This window comes from uncultured Roseibium sp. (genome assembly GCF_963675095.2).
Lineage (GTDB): Bacteria > Pseudomonadota > Alphaproteobacteria > Rhizobiales > Stappiaceae > Roseibium.
This window is the reverse complement of the sequence record NZ_CAXXSJ010000037.1, coordinates 87,238-103,159: the sequence shown is the minus strand read 5'-3', so window position 1 is coordinate 103,159 and position 15,922 is coordinate 87,238. Positions and strand designations below refer to the sequence as shown.

The window sequence follows — 15,922 nt, the reverse complement described above, 5'->3', positions numbered from 1 at the left end:
TGGCCAGGTCCTCGAACTTTTCGAGACCTTGATCCGGATGCGCGATCAGGACCTGCGGGTCCTTCTGGAAAATCGCGGCCACTTCGACCAGCGGGATGTCTTCAGCCAGCGCGTTCAACGGCTGCAGCATGTTGCCGGCCATGTAGAAATCGATCTTGCCGGCCAGGAGCAGTGCCCGGTTGGCCGCCTGCGGTCCGCCCGGAACGATCGTGACCTTGAGGCCGTACTTTTCGTAGGTACCGTCGGCGACCGCCTGGTAATAGCCGCCGTGCTCGGCCTGTGCGAGCCAGTTGGTTCCGAACTTCACTTCATCGAGGGCGAAGGCGCTCGTGGTGAAGGAAAGGGCCGCTGCAGCGACGCCGAGAGTCTTGAGGATATGCATGTTGTCTACCGTCTCCTATACGCTCAAAATGCACCGTGGCCGCTCACCGAGGGTCCCGATACGTGCTCTGCCGCTGTGCCTCCACAGGCCCTGGGAGCGGGTCAGGCAATCATGCGGGGACTAAAAAAGCAAACCCCGTGCCAAAACCGCTCGCCTGCCGAAAACCGGGACGATTCCCCGGCTCGCCTGTTTCGATTTTTACGCCACCGAACAAGAATCGAGGTCTTCCGAACCACAAACCTGCCTATTTATTATGCAGCTTTGCCGGATAAATGCCACAAGCTTCAGCAGCGACCTCGCTTGCGCAACCCTCCGCGCAGGCTAAGCTTCCACAAACACATCTTCGTAACAGAAAGGCGACAGGTTCCATGGTGCGAGCCGTTACCCCATCCACCATCCGCCCCCCCTTTGCCCGGTATAGCCACGCCGTAGAGGTTCCAGCCGGCCACAGGCTTGTCTTCACCTCCGGCCAACTCGGCATCGCGCAAGACGACACCATCCCCCCGGACGTGGAGGGACAGACCCGCCTCTGCTTTGAAAACATCGGCGCGATCCTGCAGGGGGCCGGCATGTGGTATCAGGACATCGTGCGCATCAACGCCTATGTCACCGGCCGCGAACACATGGCTGGCTACATGAAGATCCGGGACGAGTTCACCGCCGATCCGCCACCGGCATCGACCCTGATGATCGTCGGCGGCTTTACCCGCGAGGAGTTCGTCGTGGAAGTCGAGGTGATCGCCGCGAAGGCGGATTAGGTCCTGACCCTAGTCATACCAGAACAGCAGAGGTTTCATTCCTCTCGGCACGAAGACCTTCGCTGAAACAAAGCCCTCCTCCGCCCACTCATCCATTATGAATTCCGGTGCGGTATATTCCGGAAACCAGGAAAGCACCTCTTCCGGGCTCGAGCTCGTAATGATCACGACGTGATCCGAATGAACCCACGTGTCCGCATCGAATGGTATGTTGAAGTATTCCAACTGGGTCAGGCTTATGAGGACATCCCAGACCGTATCCTTGTTCCGTAAGCCTTTCCAGAATTCCATCTCATCGACATATTCCGGCTCCCGCCACAGGTTGTACCATAGGGAGGCCTGACCTCCGGATCCTTTGAAAAACTGCTCGATCGTAACAAGAGGCCGAACTTTGGGAACCAGGGCCCCTCTGATACCTGTCCTGAATTCGCCCATGGATTCGACCAGCGCCAACAGGTGAAGTGGTGAAATTCTGCCAGTGTCCATAAATCGACTTCGCCCCCAGGTTGCGCGATGCCGATCATTGAATAGGGCCGCATTTTTAACAACCCTCCATGTGAGACTTGCGCTTGCCGCGAAACCGCATAAAGAATGACCCTCGGCCAATCGGCCGGTGCGACTTCGCGCGAGGCGCGCCTCAACAGACTTAATTTCCCTGCGCGGAACTCGGACAGCCTGAGATGTATCGGGCTGTTATCTAAGCCTGCAGGTCCGTGAAAAAGGACCATTTCAATGCGTTTGTGGATCAAGGACCCCATCGCGATTCTCGCCGAAGGCGCGGAGCGGGGCGTCGTCGTGGAAGACGGTGTCATCGTCGAACTCGTCGCCTCCGGCAAGGAACCGATGCTGCCGGTCGACCAGACCTTCGACGCCTCCCGGCACGTGATCACGCCGGGCCTCGTCAACACCCATCACCATTTCTTCCAGACGCTCACGCGCGCCCACCCGCAGGCGATCAACAAGGAACTGTTTCCCTGGCTGCAGACGCTCTACCCGATCTGGGCCAAGAACGTGAAACCCGACAATTTCCGCCTCGGATCGCGCCTGGCACTGACCGAGCTGATGATGTCCGGCTGCACCGCCGCCTCCGACCACCACTATCTGTTCCCGGATGGCCTTGAAGAGGCCATGGACATCCAGGCGGAGGAAGCCGAACGGGTCGGCGTGCGCATGACCATCACCCGCGGCTCCATGAACCTCAGCCAGAAGGACGGCGGCCTGCCGCCGGATACCGTGGTTCAGGACGAGGACACGATCCTCGCCGACTGCGAGCGGGTGCTGTCGAAATATCACGACACCTCGAAGGGCTCGAAGCTTCAGGTCGCCCTCGCTCCTTGCGCGCCTTTCACGGTCACCAAGCGCCTGATGCAGGACAGTGTGGCCCTGGCCGAAAAATACGATTGCCGGCTGCACACCCATCTGGGCGAGACCATCGACGAGGACAATTACTGCCTGGAGAAGTTCAACTGCCGCCCGGTCGATTACCTGGAAGAGTGCGGCTGGCTGAACGAGCGGGTCTGGCTCGCCCACGGCATTCACTTCACCGACGATGAGGTCAAGCGCCTCGGCCATGCCTGTGTCGGTGTCTGCCACTGCCCGACATCCAACATGGTGCTGGCCTCAGGCCAGTGCCGGACCAAGGAACTGGAAGCCGCCGGCAGTCCGGTCGGTCTCGGCGTGGACGGCTCAGCCTCCAACGACAATTCCAACCTGATCGAGGGCGTGCGTCACGCGCTGATGATCAACCGGCTGACCTATGACGCGGCCTCCGTGACCCATTACGACGCCTTCCGCTGGGCGACCGAAGGCTCGGCCCGCTGCCTCGGCCGCGACGACATCGGTGCGATCAAGGTCGGCAAGATGGCCGACATGGCCTTCTACACCCTCGATGAGTTGCGCTTCTCCGGCGCGGGCGATCCGCTGGCGGCCCTGGTGCTGTGTGGAGCGCATACCGCCGACCGGGTCATGATCGGCGGTGAGTGGAAGGTTGCCGACGGCGTTCCGACCGGTATCGACATTGGCGAACTGCGCTACGAACACGGCCAGGCCGCCAAGCGGTTCCTGGAAAGCCTCTGAGACAACAAGTGCTGCGGGGCGCAAAACGCCCCGTAGTCTCTCTACACTTCCGTCTACTTTTCCACCTTCAAGGCCCCGGCCAGCAGGAAAATGAAGAGGGCGAGCACGGCGACCAGCCCGAAGGCTGCGCGGAGCGACACCGCCGTGCCGATGAAGCCCAGGACCGGCGGGCCGAACAGGAATGCCCCGTAGCCGAGCGTCGCCACGGCGGCAAGGGCCGCCCCCTTGGACATGACCGGATCGGCCGCGGCACGGGACATGGCGAGCGGAAAGATGACCGCGTTGCCGAGCCCCATGACCACGCAGCCGATCCAGATCAGCCAGATATGAGATCCCAACACCAGAAACAACGCGCCGATGGCGGCGGCCAGTCCGCTGAGCCGGGCAACCGGCACCGGGCCATAGCGGGCGATCAGCCTGTCGCCTGACAGACGCATGATGACCATGGCGCCGGAGAACAGCGCAAAGCCGATCGCGGCCTGTGAACTGCCGAAGCCGAGTTCCTCGATCTGGTAAACCGCGGCCCAGTCGGTCACGGCTCCCTCGCCCAGCGCGGCAATCAGCGCCATGATGCCGACGAAAAACAGGGCGCCTTTCGGGAGTGCCAGCAGCGGCCCCTTTTTCTTCTCCGGCGCCTGCCGTTCCGAAGTCCAGGGAACCCGCAGAGCGAAAGCGAGCATGACCGCCATCAACAGACCCCAGAGGATAAAATGCTGCGGGACGCTCAACCCAAGCCGGATCGCTCCGGCACCCGCCGCCGCCCCGACGCCGGCGCCCAGGCTGTAAAGCCCGTGATAGGAGGACATGACCGGTTTGCGCAGCGCCTGTTCCACTTCCGCACCCCAGGCATTCATCGCGATATCCAGCGCCCCGATCAGAAAGCCGACGACGAAGGCAAGGGGCACCATGACCCACACCGTCGTGCCCGCCGCCAGGCTGACGAACAGGACGAGCGTGAGCACGGCAAGCCACCGGGCCATGCGGGCGGCCCCAATCCGGTCGATCTGCCGACCAACGATCGGAAACGCAACGAAGGCGCCAAGCGCCATGGCAAGCAGCACGAGGCCGAACCCGGCTTCATCGAGCTTCAGGATGGCCTTGATATCCGGGATGCGCGACGCCCAAATCCCGATCAGCGTTCCCAATAGAAAAAAGATCGTCGCAACGGCGCGCCGCGCCTTCACAGCTTGCATCGGTTCTCAGTGTTGGAGAGACATGCGGGTCTTGCCCCGCACAGAAGATTTCGGCGGCGACAGTAGTTCGAAAATCACGAAGCGGGCAAGCCCGGAAAACCGTCCGCAATGCGATCAGGCGTAAAGCCCGTTCCGGCGTTCCGCAGCCCGTTCCGTGTTCGCTTGCTGAAACAGCTGCAGGGCATCGGAATAGGCCCTGTTTGCCGACGATGAAGCGCCGTCATCACGTCCCGATCCGGAGCTGGCAGGGGCACTGAAGAGACCTCCCCTGCTGGTATCTCCACCACCGTTCGAGCCGTTCTGGTTCGCACCGTTCTGGCCAGAGCCGTTTTCGGCAGCGGACGGACCGGCGCCGGCAGCAGAAGACCCTTCGGCACCCGCAGCACCGGTCGTTTCGTCACCACCGGACTGTTCGGCGGCGCGCTCCTGGCGAGCCTGTGCCTGGGCCTCCTGCAATTGCGCCCGTGCCTGCTGCGCGACCTTCAGGTCCTGGGAAGAGGGTTCGGCGGGCGCGGTCGCGGCGCGGATGACGACCTGCATCTTGCGGATCGTGGCTTCCGCCGTTCGTTCTGCCGAAGTGTCGATGGAGACTTCGCCGCCGATGGCATAGCGCTTTCCGTCCGGTCCCTGCTGGTAGGTATAGCTCGGCGCGCCCGCATGGCCTCCCCCGGTCCGGGCATGGGCCTGCTCGTGGGCACGCACTTCTCGGTCGCGCTCTTTCAGCTCCTTGACCTGTTTTTCCTCACTTTCGGAAAGCCCGTCCGCCTTGTTGGTGCCTTCGTCCTCTTCCGCCTGCGTCGCGGTCGCCGGATTGCCGGTGGTATCCGCCCCACTGATGGCTATACCCTGCCCGTCTTCCTCGCCCTGCTCCTGGCCTTGTGCGGGCGCCTGACCAGCCGTGCCGTTCGGGTCTTGCTTGAGCGCTGCGAACTCCTCCGCATCGACCCCCTGCAGGGCCAGGATCGCATTGGTGTCCAACGGGGGAACTGCCGGCGGCTGGGTCGCTGCTTGTTTGGCCTGTCTCTTTTCGTCAGTCTCGCACTCACAGTCGTCCCCCCGAAGAGGCAGTTTCTCTTCGGAGGTGCCTGCGCCGAACCCCACAGTCCTGCTTGCGGCAAGGCTGCGTGCGGCGGAACTGGACAACAAGGCGCCGATCATGACGAACATTGTCCGTGCAACCGCCTATCGAAACCTTAACGCGCCTTAACGCTCGTCATCAGATTTCCGTGAGGGACCAGGGTCGGGCCTTAGAATTCAGGAATATGAAAAATAGACATCGCCCCACCTGACGATTACGTTGCAGCGCGGTATGGTCCGCCGCAACAAGATCTCCGCTGAAGGTGAGTAGAATGCTTCCAAGACGTTATTGGCACGAAATGACAACGATGGATTTCAGGGATCCGTCCACCAAGGACTGGATCGCCGTCCTTCCTGTTGCCGCCATCGAACAACACGGGCCACATCTCCCGGTCTATACGGACACCGCCATCGCCGAAGGTCAGATCGCCCGTGTCCTGGAACTGCTTCCGGAAGACCTGCCCGTCACCTTCCTGCCGACCCAGGCTATCGGCAAGTCGAACGAGCACATCTCTTCGCCCGGTACCCTGACCCTCTCCTGGGACACACTGACCAAGGCCTGGCTGGACATCGGCGACAGCGTCGCGCGCGCCGGCATCCGCAAGCTGGTCCTGATCAATTCCCATGGTGGTAACGTGCCGATCATCGACATCGTCGCCCGGGAACTCAGGGTAAAGCACGACATGCTGGTCACCGCCACCGCCTGGTCCCGCTTCGGACAGCCTGAAGGGGTCTTCCCGGAAGGCGAATTCGTCTACGGCATCCATGGCGGCGACGTGGAAACCTCCATCATGCTGCACCTCCATCCGGAGCTTGTACGCATGGATCAGGCAGAGGATTTCAAGTCCTCCCAGCAGGAGTTCATCAAGGAGTTCAAGTATCTGCGCGGGCACGGACCGCAGCAGTTCGGCTGGAAGTCCCAGGACCTCAACCCGAAGGGTGCCGTCGGCAACGCGGCCAACGCCAGCGCCGAAAAGGGCAAGAAGTCTCTGGACAAGGCCGCCGAGGCCTTCGTCGACCTCATGAAGGACATTCACGCGTTCGACATCAACCGGCTGTGGACGCCGGACGCCTGAGTGGCGTCGGCATCTGAAAATACAGAGTAACCTCACCGCCGGTCCGAACGCTGAAACTGTGACGGCCACACCGCTTGTTCCCGTCTCCCCCCTTGAGGGGGAGATGTCCGCGTATGCGGACAGAGGGGGGTGTCAGCCTATCGGAATATCGCAGCACTGAAGTGTGACGCCGCCGCCGTTACCCCCCTCTGTCACCGTCGGTGACATCTCCCCCTCAAGGGGGGAGACGGGAGCAAGGACGCTAGCTGTCATCACTCACAGCTGCCTCAGCGAACGAAGCGCCGTCTCCTGCGCGCGATCAGGCGACCGCGCGGGCAAGGGCGCATTGGGACCACAGGTCGTTGAGCGCGTGCACCAGACGGTCGAGATCCGCGTCCGAGTGCATCGGCGAAGGCGTGATCCGCAGACGCTCGGTGCCCTTGGCGACCGTCGGATAATTGATGGGCTGGATGTAGATACCGTACTGATCCAGCAGGATGTCACTGATCATCCGGCACTTGACCGGATCCTTGATCATCACCGGAACGATGTGGCTCGGATTGTCCAGGTGCGGAATGCCGGCCGCATCGAGGCGCGCGCGCAGCTTGGCGACCGCCGCACGATGCCGTGCGCGCTCGAATTCGCTTTCCTTAAGGTGACGGATCGAGGCCGTGGCGCCTGCGGCAACCGCCGGCGGCAGGGCCGTCGTGAAGATGAAGCCGCTGGCGAAACTGCGCACGAAGTCGACTAGAGCGGCCGAGCCGGTGATGTAACCGCCGACCACGCCGAAGGCCTTGCCCAGCGTGCCTTCGATCAGGGTCACCCGGTCGGCGACGCCGTCACGTTCGGAAATGCCACCGCCGCGCGGGCCATAGAGACCGACCGCATGCACCTCATCGAGATAGGTCATCGCGCCGTATTTATCGGCGACGTCGCAGATGGCCTCGATCGGGGCGATATCGCCGTCCATGGAATAGACGCTCTCGAAAGCGACGATCTTCGGCCGGTGCGGTTCGATCGCGGCGAGCTTGCGCTCCAGATCGGCCACGTCGTTGTGGTTCCAGATCACCTTTTCCGCACGCGAATGGCGGATGCCTTCGATCATGGAGGCGTGGTTCATGGAATCGGACAGGATCACGCAATCCTTGAGGCGCGACCCGAGGGTGGAGAGGGCCGCCCAGTTAGACACGTAACCGGAGGTGAACAGCAGAGCGGCTTCCTTGCCGTGCAGGTCGGCCAACTCGTTTTCCAGTTTCACATGGTAATGGTTGGTCCCGGAGATGTTCCGCGTGCCGCCCGCGCCCGCACCGCAATGGTCCAGAGCCTCGTGCATGGCCGAGATGACCTTCGGGTGCTGGCCCATACCCAGATAGTCGTTGGAGCACCAGATGGTGACTTCACGCTGCTCGTCGCCGACATGATTGTCGGCTTTCGGGAAGGAGCCGCAACGGCGTTCAAGATCGGCGAAGAGGCGATAGTTGCCTTCTTCCTTCAGCTGATCGAGCTGATCCTGGAACAGCGCGTCATAATCCATCAGTAACCTCTCCCAATACTCAGGCACCTGCGTCCAGTGGTGCATTTTCTAGTGGGGCTTTTTTACATGCCAAAAAAGCAATCTATCATTGCGCTATCTCAAAGCCAGCCATTCAGTCAAATTTTCTTAAGGGCCATTCGTCGCATCCCTTCGCTGCCTGAGCCGGCAAACCACGGTTTGGCACCCTCACGCGGCCATGTAAATATGCAATTGAAAAGTTAACGGGCCCTGGTTGGAAACTATAGGCAGTTTTCGGAATGCCATGGGGAACTATTCACAGAACCCACCGTTCGCGGGTGTTGATCGCGGTCAATGTGTCTCATCCCGCACCGCACTAAACGTTTTAAATAAAACGTAAGTCACCTATCCTTTCATAAGCAGCGCCCCGGAATTCAGTCACAGGCAGGATCCTTCATGGCGGACGGACGGAATATTGGACACATCGTTGCCCTGGAAGGCGGCGTTGCCGATGTCCGTTTCACCGGCCGCCTGCCGGAAATCGGCAATCACCTCGTGGCTCTGTCCGATCCCGAAATCGATATCGAGGTCGCAACCCTGCCCGGCGCCGATATCGCGCGCGGACTGGTTCTCAACCCCTCGTCCGAACTGCGCCTGGGCCTTGCCGTACACGACACGGGACGACCGCTGACCGTGCCGGTCGGCGAAGACCTGCTCGGCCGCATGCTCAACCTGTTCGGCGAGACGATCGACAACAAGGAGCCGCTCGCCAACCTGCCCCGGCGGTCGATCCACGGGGACGTGGTCCCCCTGTCCAAACGCCGGGTCGAAAGCGAGATCTTCGAAACTGGCATCAAGGCGATCGATCTGCTGAGCCCTCTGGAAAAGGGCGGCAAGGCCGGATTGTTCGGCGGTGCCGGGGTCGGCAAGACCGTGCTGATCACCGAGATGATCCACAACACGGTCGCCGAATATGAGGGGATCTGCCTGTTCTGCGGCGTCGGCGAACGCTGCCGCGAGGCGGAGGAACTCTACCGCGAGATGGAAGCGGCCAAGGTCCTCGACCGGACCATCATGGTCTTCGGACAGATGCACGAAAGCCCCGGCGTCCGGTTCCGGGTCGGCCACGCGGCCCTGACCATGGCGGAGTATTTCCGCGACGACCTGCGCCGCAACGTTCTGGTGCTGGTCGACAACATCTTCCGCTTCGTGCAGGCGGGATCCGAAGTCTCCGGCCTCCTCGGACGAATGCCGTCACGCGTCGGCTACCAGCCGACCCTCGGCACGGAACTGGCCGATCTGGAAGAACGGATCTGCTCCACGGACAAGGGAACGATGACCTCGATCCAGGCCGTCTATGTGCCCGCCGACGACTTTACCGACCCGGCCGCCACCCACACCTTCTCGCATCTGTCCGCCTCGATCGTGCTGTCGCGCAAGAAGGCCTCGGAAGGCATCTATCCCGCGATCGATCCGCTGACCTCGTTTTCCAAGATGCTGACACCGGGCACGGTGAGCGACCGCCACTACACTGTCGCCCGCGCCGTCCGCAACACGCTTGCCGAATACGAGGAGCTGAAGGACATCATCGCCATGCTGGGCCTGGAGGAATTGTCGGAAAAGGACCGGGCGGTGGTCAAACGGGCGCGGTGCCTGGAACGGTTCCTGACCCAGCCGTTCTTCTCCACCGAAAAGATGACCGGAAATCCAGGGACCTTCGTCCGCCTGGAGGACACGCTCACCTCCTGCGAACGCATTCTCGCCGATGAATTCGCCGACCGTCCGGAAAGCGATTTCTACATGATCGGCACTGTCGGTGATCTGGAACGCGATAAAGCGGCGGCAGGGACCAAGACTGATGCAGCTTAAGATCGTCACACCCAGAAAGATCCTTCTCGATATCGAGGTCAACCGGATCGTGGCCGAAGGGCCCGACGGCGCCTTCGGCATGCTGCCCAACCACATCGATTTCGTCTCGCAACTGGTTCCGGGCATCCTGACCTACGAGACGACGGATGGAACCGAGTGTTACGCCGGCATTCGCGCCGGAACCCTGGTGAAATCCGCCGAGGAAGTCCTCGTCTCGACAAGCAACGCGATCCTCGGGCACGATCTTGAAAGCCTGCAGGACCGCGTGCAGGAGGTCTTCCGGGATCTCGACGAGAATGAAAGAGCGGCCCGCTCCGCGCTGGCCCGGCTGGAGGCGCAGATGGTCCGCCGCTTCCTCGATCTGGAACAGTCCGCATGACCCGCAAGGACAGACACAGCTACGATGAAAGCGCCGGCAGACAGGCCGACGAGATCGCCCGCAAGGCAAAGCGCAAAAGGGAAGCCCACCTGCGGGAAGGAAAGAGCGAACTCTACGGCCTCGGCATGTTCGGCCTCGTGGGCTGGGCGGTCGCCATTCCAACCGTGCTCGGCACCGCCCTGGGCGTGTGGATGGACGACCGGATGATTTCAAACCCGAAGTTTTCCTGGACGCTCGCCATGCTTCTGGCCGGCGTGGCCCTTGGCTGCATGAACGCCTGGTACTGGGTTCAGCGGGAAAGTCAGGATGATGACGATGATGAAGACTAAGACACTGAACGGCTGCGTGAGTTCGCCGACGGAGGGCCACGCCTGACATGTCCCCTTTCCCCCTTGTCATCGCCTTTTCCGTCGGAGCCATTCTGGGTGCCGCCTATTTCGTGATGCTGTGGTTTGCCGTCCGCAGCTTCACGGGCGGCGGGCCGGGGTGGGTCTTTGCCGCCAGCACGCTCGGGCGGCTTGCGCTGGTCGGTGGCGCCATGGCGTGGTTCGTCCTCGGCAAGTTCGGGCTTTACGAACTGGCCGCCGCCGTCGCCGGGTTCGTGATCGTCCGCTTCTCGGCAACGCGCATCGCCAAACAGAAAAACCCTGAAGGCACCCGGTAATGGAAATCAGTCCGGACCAGTGGATCATTTACGAATGGCACGGCCTCAGGCTGAACGCGACGATCGTGTTCACCTGGGCCATCATGGCCATCCTGGTGCTCGGGTCCTGGTCGATCACCTCCCGCCTGTCCGAAGGAGAAACCGTCTCCCGCTGGCAGGTCCTGCTGGAAGTGATCGTCAGCGGCATTCGCGATCAGATCGCCGATATCGGGGCGGGAGACCCCTTGCGCTACCTCCCCTTCATCGGAACCCTGTTCCTGTTCATCGCGACCTCGAACCTCCTCACCATTCTGCCGTGGTACGAACCGCCGACCGGATCCCTGTCGACGACGGCGGCGCTGGCCATCTGTGTCCTGATCGCGGTGCCGATGTTTTCCATCGCCAGGGGCGGTCTGCTCGCCTATCTGCGAAGCTATGCCGAACCGACCTTCATGATGCTGCCGTTCAACGTCATCGGCGAGGTGTCGCGGACGCTGGCCCTTGCCGTCCGTCTCTACGGCAACATCATGAGCGGCTCGATCATCGTCGGCATCCTGATCAGTATCGCCCCCTTCTTCTTTCCGATCATCATGCAGCTTCTCGGCCTGCTCACCGGCCTGGTTCAGGCCTACATCTTCGCCGTTCTGGCGATGGTCTATATCGCCTCCGCATCGAAGACCCATCGGCACGGACCGAAAGAAGCGGAAGCTGCCAGCCCCTCAGACGAAATCCAAACTCCCGGAGAATGAATATGGAACAAATTCCATGGATCGAAATCGTGTCCGTTTTCACCGCCGGCATGACGACCATGTTCGGCGCCATCGGACCGGCCCTGGCCGAAGGCCGGGCGGCCTCCCAGGCGCTGCTCGCCATCGCCCAGCAGCCGGATGCGTCGAACACGATCACCCGGACCCTGTTCGTCAGCCTGGCCATGATTGAATCGACGGCGATCTATTGCTTTGTCGTCTCCATGATTCTTCTGTTTGCAAACCCGTTCGTCACGCAAGCCACCCAGGCCGCCGGAGGATAAACCTTGGAGCTCGACTGGCTGACGATCGCCGCGCAGATAGCGAATTTTCTGGTCCTGATCTGGCTGCTGCAGCGTTTCCTCTACGCGCCGATCACGCGTGCCATGGCGAAGCGTGAAGCCCGCATCGAGGAGCGCCTGGCCGATGCGCGCAAGCAAAGGCAAGAAGCGGAGCAGGAAGCAAAGGCCTTGCGCGAACGGCAGCAGGACCTCGACGCCCGTGCCGAGGAAGTCCTGGCCGAGGCCCGCCAAGAGGCCGAAGCACTGAAGGACCGGCTGGAGCAGGACCTCCGCAAGGAATTCGATGAAAAGCGCAGCAACTGGCAGGAGCACCTGGAAGAGGAAAAGACGGAACTGGTGCGCCAGCTGCGCAAACGCATGGCCGATCAGGTGGTCAAAGTCGTCCGCCGCACCTTGTCCGACTTCGCCAATACGGATCTCGCCACACAGATTGCCAAGGAATTCGCCCGGCGCATGGAGACGCTGGCAGAGGACAACAAGACCCGTCTGCGCGCTGCGGCCAGCAGGCCCGACAGCGAGGCGGTGATCGAATGCGGCATCGACTTGCCCGCCGATGCCCGCAGCCTCATCGCGCAGGCCGTTCACGACAATCTGGGCACAAATATCGAGTTCGACTACCGCACCGACGAGGACGTGGTCCTCGGCATCCGCCTGACCCTGGGCGAGGAGATCGTCGAGTGGTCGGCCGGCAGCTATCTGAAGAAGCTGGACGACCTTGTCCGCGACACCCTGGACGCCGCAGGAATGGGCACCCCGAAGCCGGAAGGGCAAACCAATGCCTGAGTTGCCCGAGGACCTGCCCAAAGATCTAACTGACAAACTCTTCGACCAGATGGACGAGGTCCTGGACAAGACCGAGGCCACGCTGGAAGTCGCCGATATCGCACGGGTCCTCAGCGTGGGCAGCGGCATTGCCGAAATCGCCGGCTTCACCGACCTATATGCCGACGAACTGGTCTCCTTCCCCCACGGCGAAATGGGCATTGCCTCCAGTCTTGGTGAGGACCGGACCGGCGTGATCGTGCTCGGGCCCACGGAGCACATCCGCCCCGGCGACACCGTAATGCGCACCCGCAGGGTCGTGGATGTGCCGGTCGGCGACGCCCTGCTCGGCCGGGTGGTCGATCCGTTGGGTCAGCCGCTGGACGACGGAAAGGCTATCCGGGCCGAAGCCCGGTTGCCGATCGAGCGCCCCGCCCTGCCGATCATGCATCGCGCGCCGGTCAACGTCCCGCTCCAGACCGGGATCAAAGCCATCGACGCCGCTATCCCGATCGGGCGGGGCCAGCGGGAACTGATCCTGGGAGACCGGCAGACGGGCAAGACCGCGATCGCCGTCGACACCATTTTGAACCAGCACGACAGCGGTGTCGTTTCGATCTATTGCGCCATCGGCCAGCGGGCCTCCGCCGTCGCCCGTGTGATCCAGGCCCTGCGCGCGGGCAACGCGATGGAGCGGACCATCGTCGTCGTCGCCAGCGCCGATGAGGCGCCCGGGCTCCAGTTCGTAGCCCCCTATGCGGCGACATCCATGGCCGAGCACTTCATGGAGAAAGGCCGCGACGTCCTGATCGTCTATGACGATCTGACCCGCCACGCCCGCGCCTACCGGGAACTGTCGCTGCTGCTGCGCCGCCCGCCGGGACGCGAGGCCTATCCGGGCGACATCTTCTATATCCATTCCAGGCTTCTGGAACGCTCCGCCCGTCGCAGGGACGAATTCGGCGGCGGCTCCGTTACCGCCCTGCCGATCATCGAAACCCAGGCGCAGAACATCTCGGCCTACGTGCCGACCAACCTGATCTCGATCACCGACGGGCAGATCTACCTGTCGCCGGGTCTTTTCGAAAAAGGCCAGCTTCCGGCCATCGACATCGGCGAATCCGTCAGCCGCGTCGGCGGCAAAACCCAGCTTCCCGCCTATCGCTCCGTCGCCGGCGACCTGCGCCTGTTCTATGCCCAGTTCGAGGAACTGGAGAGCTTCGCCCGCTTCGGCACCCAGATCGATCCGGAAACCCGGATGAAGATCGACCGGGGCTTGAGGGTGCGGGAAATCCTCAAGCAGAACGAACACGCGCACATGTCCGTGGTCGATCAGATCGTCGCGCTGCTGGCCGCGACCAACGGCCTGTTCGACCGGGTCCCGCCGGAGCGGATCGCGGAAGCGGAAAAACGCGTCTGCGAGGCCGCGAGCCAACATTGCGCCCAGATCTGCACCCGCATTCAAGGCGACGAGGAACTGGGCGACGACGACCGCGACCGCCTGATCGATACGATGAAACAGGCCTTGCAGGTCCTGCTGCCCGACACCGGCGGGAGCTAATCGCTATGGAAACGCTCGAGGCGCTGTCGGAACGCCTGCACACCACCGAGGAAATCCAGTCCATCGTCCGCACGATGAAGGCGCTGTCGTCCGTCAACATCCGGCAATACGAACATGCGGTGACGGCGATCGCCGACTACGAACGGACTATCACCCTGGGCCTGCAGGTGGTTCTGCGCAATCGCAGGAACAAGGCGGAGCCGCTCGACCTCACCGGGCCGGACCGCAAGTCCGGTCATCGCCGCGCGCTCATCGTCGTTGGTTCCGACAGGGGCTTGTGCGGCCGCTTCAACGACCGGATTGCCGAATTCGCCTGCCAGGGACTGGAGACGGAAGCAAAGACAGCGGACGAGAGACCGCCCTTCATCTGCGTCGTCGGCGTCCGCGCCGCGGCCCGCCTGGAAGCCATGGACCGGCCGGTGGACAGGCTGTTTACCCTGCCCGGCTCAGTCGACGGCCTGATCGATTCCGTCCAGGCCATCGTCGTTGAGCTCGACCGTTGGGTTCGGGAGGAAGGGGTCGGGCCTGTCGCGCTGGTCTATAACCGCAGATCCGAGCAGGCGCTCGCGGAGACGACGCACAAGGACCTGCTTCCGATCTCGCAGGATTATCTGGACCGGCTCGCGACCACCCCCTGGCCGTCGAAAAGGCTACCCATGTACCGGATGGACGAAGGCGAACTGTTTTCCTGGCTGATCCGGCAGCACCTGACCCTGGTTCTTTACGCAGCCCTTGCCGAATCCCTGGCAAGCGAGCATGCCTCACGGCTTGCCGCCATGCAGAATGCGGAACGCAACATTAACGAGCGGCGGGAAAACCTGCTTGCCGAATACCGGAAAAAGCGGCAGGAAACGATCACGAACGAACTGCTCGAAGTGGTCGCCGGATCCGAGGCGATCCGGAAAAAGCGCTAGGCGATAATTAAAAATGACCGGGCTGCAGAGGACCGAAACATGCCGCAGGACAGCCTGATATCGGGCCTGTTACGCCGATACGGGGAAACCTATTCCAGCGAGCTGGGACTGGATCTGCCCGGCAATATTCCTGCGCATCTTTTCCGTTGGCTGTGCGCATGCCTGCTCATGAGCGCGCCGATTTCCGCACGCCTCGCCATGCGCGCGACAAGAGCGCTGGCGGACAAGGGTTGGACGACGCCGGCCAAGCTTGCCCTCAGCCACTGGGCCGACCGGAAAAGCGTGCTGACAGCCGCCGGCTATGCGCGCTTCGACGAAAAGACGGCGACGCTGCTCGGCGAACTCGCAGAAAAGATCATGGCCGACTATGACGGCGATCTGCGGGCCTTGCGTGAGAAGGCCCACCGCGACCCGCTGACGGAACGAAAACTCCTGAAGGAGTTCAAGGGGATCGGCGACGTTGGCGCCGATATCTTCTGCCGCGAGGCTCAGGTCGTCTGGAAGGAACTCTATCCCTTTACAGATGACCGAACCTACGCGGCCGCCCGTTCCCTCGGCCTGCCCGAAGATGTCACCTACCTGTCCGCACTGGTCGAACCGGAAGAATTTCCGGACTTCCTGACGGCCCTGATCCGGGCCGACATGGCAGGCGAAACCGCGGCCTCTCTCGGTCAGTCGAACCAGGCAACGAAGGACGAGTAACGTCCTCCACC

Annotated in this window: 18 protein-coding genes; 13 read left to right on the top strand and 5 right to left on the bottom strand. The window is 62.3% G+C overall.

Features of this window, described 5'->3' with window-relative positions; translation table 11 throughout:
- The coding region (locus ABIN98_RS14830) for an ABC transporter substrate-binding protein (RefSeq protein WP_346911142.1) at positions 1–382 on the bottom strand (382 nt) is incomplete at its 3' end.
- A 368-nt stretch (positions 383–750) separates the two neighbouring features.
- Here ABIN98_RS14830 and ABIN98_RS14825 point away from each other — a divergent pair.
- Positions 751–1,140, top strand: a complete 390-nt coding sequence (locus tag ABIN98_RS14825) for a RidA family protein (RefSeq protein WP_346911140.1) — start codon at positions 751–753, stop codon at positions 1,138–1,140.
- Positions 1,141–1,149: 9 nt separating this feature from the next.
- Here ABIN98_RS14825 and ABIN98_RS14820 read toward each other — a convergent pair whose 3' ends face one another.
- Positions 1,150–1,626 (bottom strand): hypothetical protein, encoded by a 477-nt coding sequence (locus tag ABIN98_RS14820; protein ID WP_346911138.1) that lies wholly within the window; start codon positions 1,624–1,626, stop codon positions 1,150–1,152.
- 246 nt (positions 1,627–1,872) lie between these two features.
- Here ABIN98_RS14820 and ABIN98_RS14815 point away from each other — a divergent pair, with 246 nt between their 5' ends.
- Positions 1,873–3,216 (top strand): 8-oxoguanine deaminase, encoded by a 1,344-nt coding sequence (locus ABIN98_RS14815; RefSeq protein ID WP_346911136.1) that lies wholly within the window; start codon positions 1,873–1,875, stop codon positions 3,214–3,216.
- Positions 3,217–3,269: 53 nt separating this feature from the next.
- Here ABIN98_RS14815 and ABIN98_RS14810 read toward each other — a convergent pair whose 3' ends face one another.
- Positions 3,270–4,409 carry an MFS transporter gene (locus ABIN98_RS14810; RefSeq protein ID WP_346911134.1) on the bottom strand — a complete coding sequence of 380 codons (1,140 nt, stop codon included), beginning with the start codon at positions 4,407–4,409 and terminating at the stop codon, positions 3,270–3,272.
- Between the two features lie 114 nt (positions 4,410–4,523).
- Positions 4,524–5,576 carry a putative metalloprotease CJM1_0395 family protein gene (locus ABIN98_RS14805; protein WP_346911132.1) on the bottom strand — a complete coding sequence of 351 codons (1,053 nt, stop codon included), beginning with the start codon at positions 5,574–5,576 and terminating at the stop codon, positions 4,524–4,526.
- Positions 5,577–5,758: 182 nt separating this feature from the next.
- Between ABIN98_RS14805 and ABIN98_RS14800 the strand changes: the two genes are divergently transcribed.
- On the top strand, positions 5,759–6,562 hold the full coding sequence (locus ABIN98_RS14800; protein ID WP_346911130.1) for a creatininase family protein: 804 nt from the start codon (positions 5,759–5,761) through the stop codon (positions 6,560–6,562).
- Positions 6,563–6,860: 298 nt separating this feature from the next.
- Here ABIN98_RS14800 and hemA read toward each other — a convergent pair whose 3' ends face one another.
- Positions 6,861–8,075, bottom strand: a complete 1,215-nt coding sequence (gene hemA / locus ABIN98_RS14795; protein WP_346911129.1) for a 5-aminolevulinate synthase — start codon at positions 8,073–8,075, stop codon at positions 6,861–6,863.
- A gap of 414 nt (positions 8,076–8,489) precedes the next feature.
- Between hemA and atpD the strand changes: the two genes are divergently transcribed.
- From atpD to ABIN98_RS14745, 10 genes are read left to right on the top strand one after another with little or no spacing between them, the layout of a single operon-like run.
- Positions 8,490–9,902 (top strand): F0F1 ATP synthase subunit beta, encoded by a 1,413-nt coding sequence (gene atpD / locus ABIN98_RS14790; RefSeq protein ID WP_346911128.1) that lies wholly within the window; start codon positions 8,490–8,492, stop codon positions 9,900–9,902.
- The gene (locus tag ABIN98_RS14785; RefSeq protein ID WP_346911127.1) at positions 9,892–10,281 is read left to right on the top strand and encodes a F0F1 ATP synthase subunit epsilon; all 390 of its coding nucleotides are present in this window, start codon (positions 9,892–9,894) and stop codon (positions 10,279–10,281) included. Before atpD ends, ABIN98_RS14785 begins: the two co-directional genes overlap by 11 nt.
- Positions 10,278–10,610, top strand: coding sequence for an AtpZ/AtpI family protein (locus tag ABIN98_RS14780; protein ID WP_346911125.1), 333 nt, complete (start codon positions 10,278–10,280; stop codon positions 10,608–10,610). The genes ABIN98_RS14785 and ABIN98_RS14780 overlap by 4 nt, the downstream gene beginning before the upstream one ends.
- A gap of 47 nt (positions 10,611–10,657) precedes the next feature.
- On the top strand, positions 10,658–10,945 hold the full coding sequence (locus ABIN98_RS14775) for an ATP synthase subunit I (protein WP_346911123.1): 288 nt from the start codon (positions 10,658–10,660) through the stop codon (positions 10,943–10,945).
- Positions 10,945–11,673 carry a F0F1 ATP synthase subunit A gene (locus ABIN98_RS14770; RefSeq protein WP_346911121.1) on the top strand — a complete coding sequence of 243 codons (729 nt, stop codon included), beginning with the start codon at positions 10,945–10,947 and terminating at the stop codon, positions 11,671–11,673. The genes ABIN98_RS14775 and ABIN98_RS14770 overlap by 1 nt, the downstream gene beginning before the upstream one ends.
- A 2-nt stretch (positions 11,674–11,675) precedes the next feature.
- Positions 11,676–11,954 (top strand): F0F1 ATP synthase subunit C, encoded by a 279-nt coding sequence (locus ABIN98_RS14765; protein WP_346911119.1) that lies wholly within the window; start codon positions 11,676–11,678, stop codon positions 11,952–11,954.
- 3 nt (positions 11,955–11,957) lie between these two features.
- The gene (locus ABIN98_RS14760; RefSeq protein ID WP_346911117.1) at positions 11,958–12,755 is read left to right on the top strand and encodes a hypothetical protein; all 798 of its coding nucleotides are present in this window, start codon (positions 11,958–11,960) and stop codon (positions 12,753–12,755) included.
- A complete protein-coding gene (locus ABIN98_RS14755) occupies positions 12,748–14,295 on the top strand; it encodes an alternate F1F0 ATPase, F1 subunit alpha (protein WP_346911115.1) in 1,548 nt (515 codons plus the stop codon). The genes ABIN98_RS14760 and ABIN98_RS14755 overlap by 8 nt, the downstream gene beginning before the upstream one ends.
- A 5-nt stretch (positions 14,296–14,300) precedes the next feature.
- Complete coding sequence (locus ABIN98_RS14750; protein WP_346911113.1) at positions 14,301–15,209, top strand: F0F1 ATP synthase subunit gamma; 909 nt, start codon at positions 14,301–14,303, stop codon at positions 15,207–15,209.
- 39 nt (positions 15,210–15,248) lie between these two features.
- A complete protein-coding gene (locus ABIN98_RS14745; protein ID WP_346911112.1) occupies positions 15,249–15,911 on the top strand; it encodes a hypothetical protein in 663 nt (220 codons plus the stop codon).
- Positions 15,912–15,922: the final 11 nt, after the last annotated feature.

Excerpts from the sequence above, each read along its gene's own strand:
- ABIN98_RS14825 (WP_346911140.1), top strand. The coding sequence starts at position 751 with ATGGTGCGAGCCGTTACCCCATCCACCATCCGCCCCCCCTTTGCCCGG.
- ABIN98_RS14820 (WP_346911138.1), bottom strand. The coding sequence starts at position 1,626 with ATGGACACTGGCAGAATTTCACCACTTCACCTGTTGGCGCTGGTCGAA.
- ABIN98_RS14815 (WP_346911136.1), top strand. The coding sequence starts at position 1,873 with ATGCGTTTGTGGATCAAGGACCCCATCGCGATTCTCGCCGAAGGCGCG.
- ABIN98_RS14810 (WP_346911134.1), bottom strand. The coding sequence starts at position 4,409 with ATGCAAGCTGTGAAGGCGCGGCGCGCCGTTGCGACGATCTTTTTTCTA.
- ABIN98_RS14805 (WP_346911132.1), bottom strand. The coding sequence starts at position 5,576 with ATGTTCGTCATGATCGGCGCCTTGTTGTCCAGTTCCGCCGCACGCAGC.
- ABIN98_RS14800 (WP_346911130.1), top strand. The coding sequence starts at position 5,759 with ATGCTTCCAAGACGTTATTGGCACGAAATGACAACGATGGATTTCAGG.
- hemA (WP_346911129.1), bottom strand. The coding sequence starts at position 8,075 with ATGGATTATGACGCGCTGTTCCAGGATCAGCTCGATCAGCTGAAGGAA.
- atpD (WP_346911128.1), top strand. The coding sequence starts at position 8,490 with ATGGCGGACGGACGGAATATTGGACACATCGTTGCCCTGGAAGGCGGC.
- ABIN98_RS14785 (WP_346911127.1), top strand. The coding sequence starts at position 9,892 with ATGCAGCTTAAGATCGTCACACCCAGAAAGATCCTTCTCGATATCGAG.
- ABIN98_RS14780 (WP_346911125.1), top strand. The coding sequence starts at position 10,278 with ATGACCCGCAAGGACAGACACAGCTACGATGAAAGCGCCGGCAGACAG.
- ABIN98_RS14775 (WP_346911123.1), top strand. The coding sequence starts at position 10,658 with ATGTCCCCTTTCCCCCTTGTCATCGCCTTTTCCGTCGGAGCCATTCTG.
- ABIN98_RS14770 (WP_346911121.1), top strand. The coding sequence starts at position 10,945 with ATGGAAATCAGTCCGGACCAGTGGATCATTTACGAATGGCACGGCCTC.
- ABIN98_RS14765 (WP_346911119.1), top strand. The coding sequence starts at position 11,676 with ATGGAACAAATTCCATGGATCGAAATCGTGTCCGTTTTCACCGCCGGC.
- ABIN98_RS14755 (WP_346911115.1), top strand. The coding sequence starts at position 12,748 with ATGCCTGAGTTGCCCGAGGACCTGCCCAAAGATCTAACTGACAAACTC.
- ABIN98_RS14750 (WP_346911113.1), top strand. The coding sequence starts at position 14,301 with ATGGAAACGCTCGAGGCGCTGTCGGAACGCCTGCACACCACCGAGGAA.
- ABIN98_RS14745 (WP_346911112.1), top strand. The coding sequence starts at position 15,249 with ATGCCGCAGGACAGCCTGATATCGGGCCTGTTACGCCGATACGGGGAA.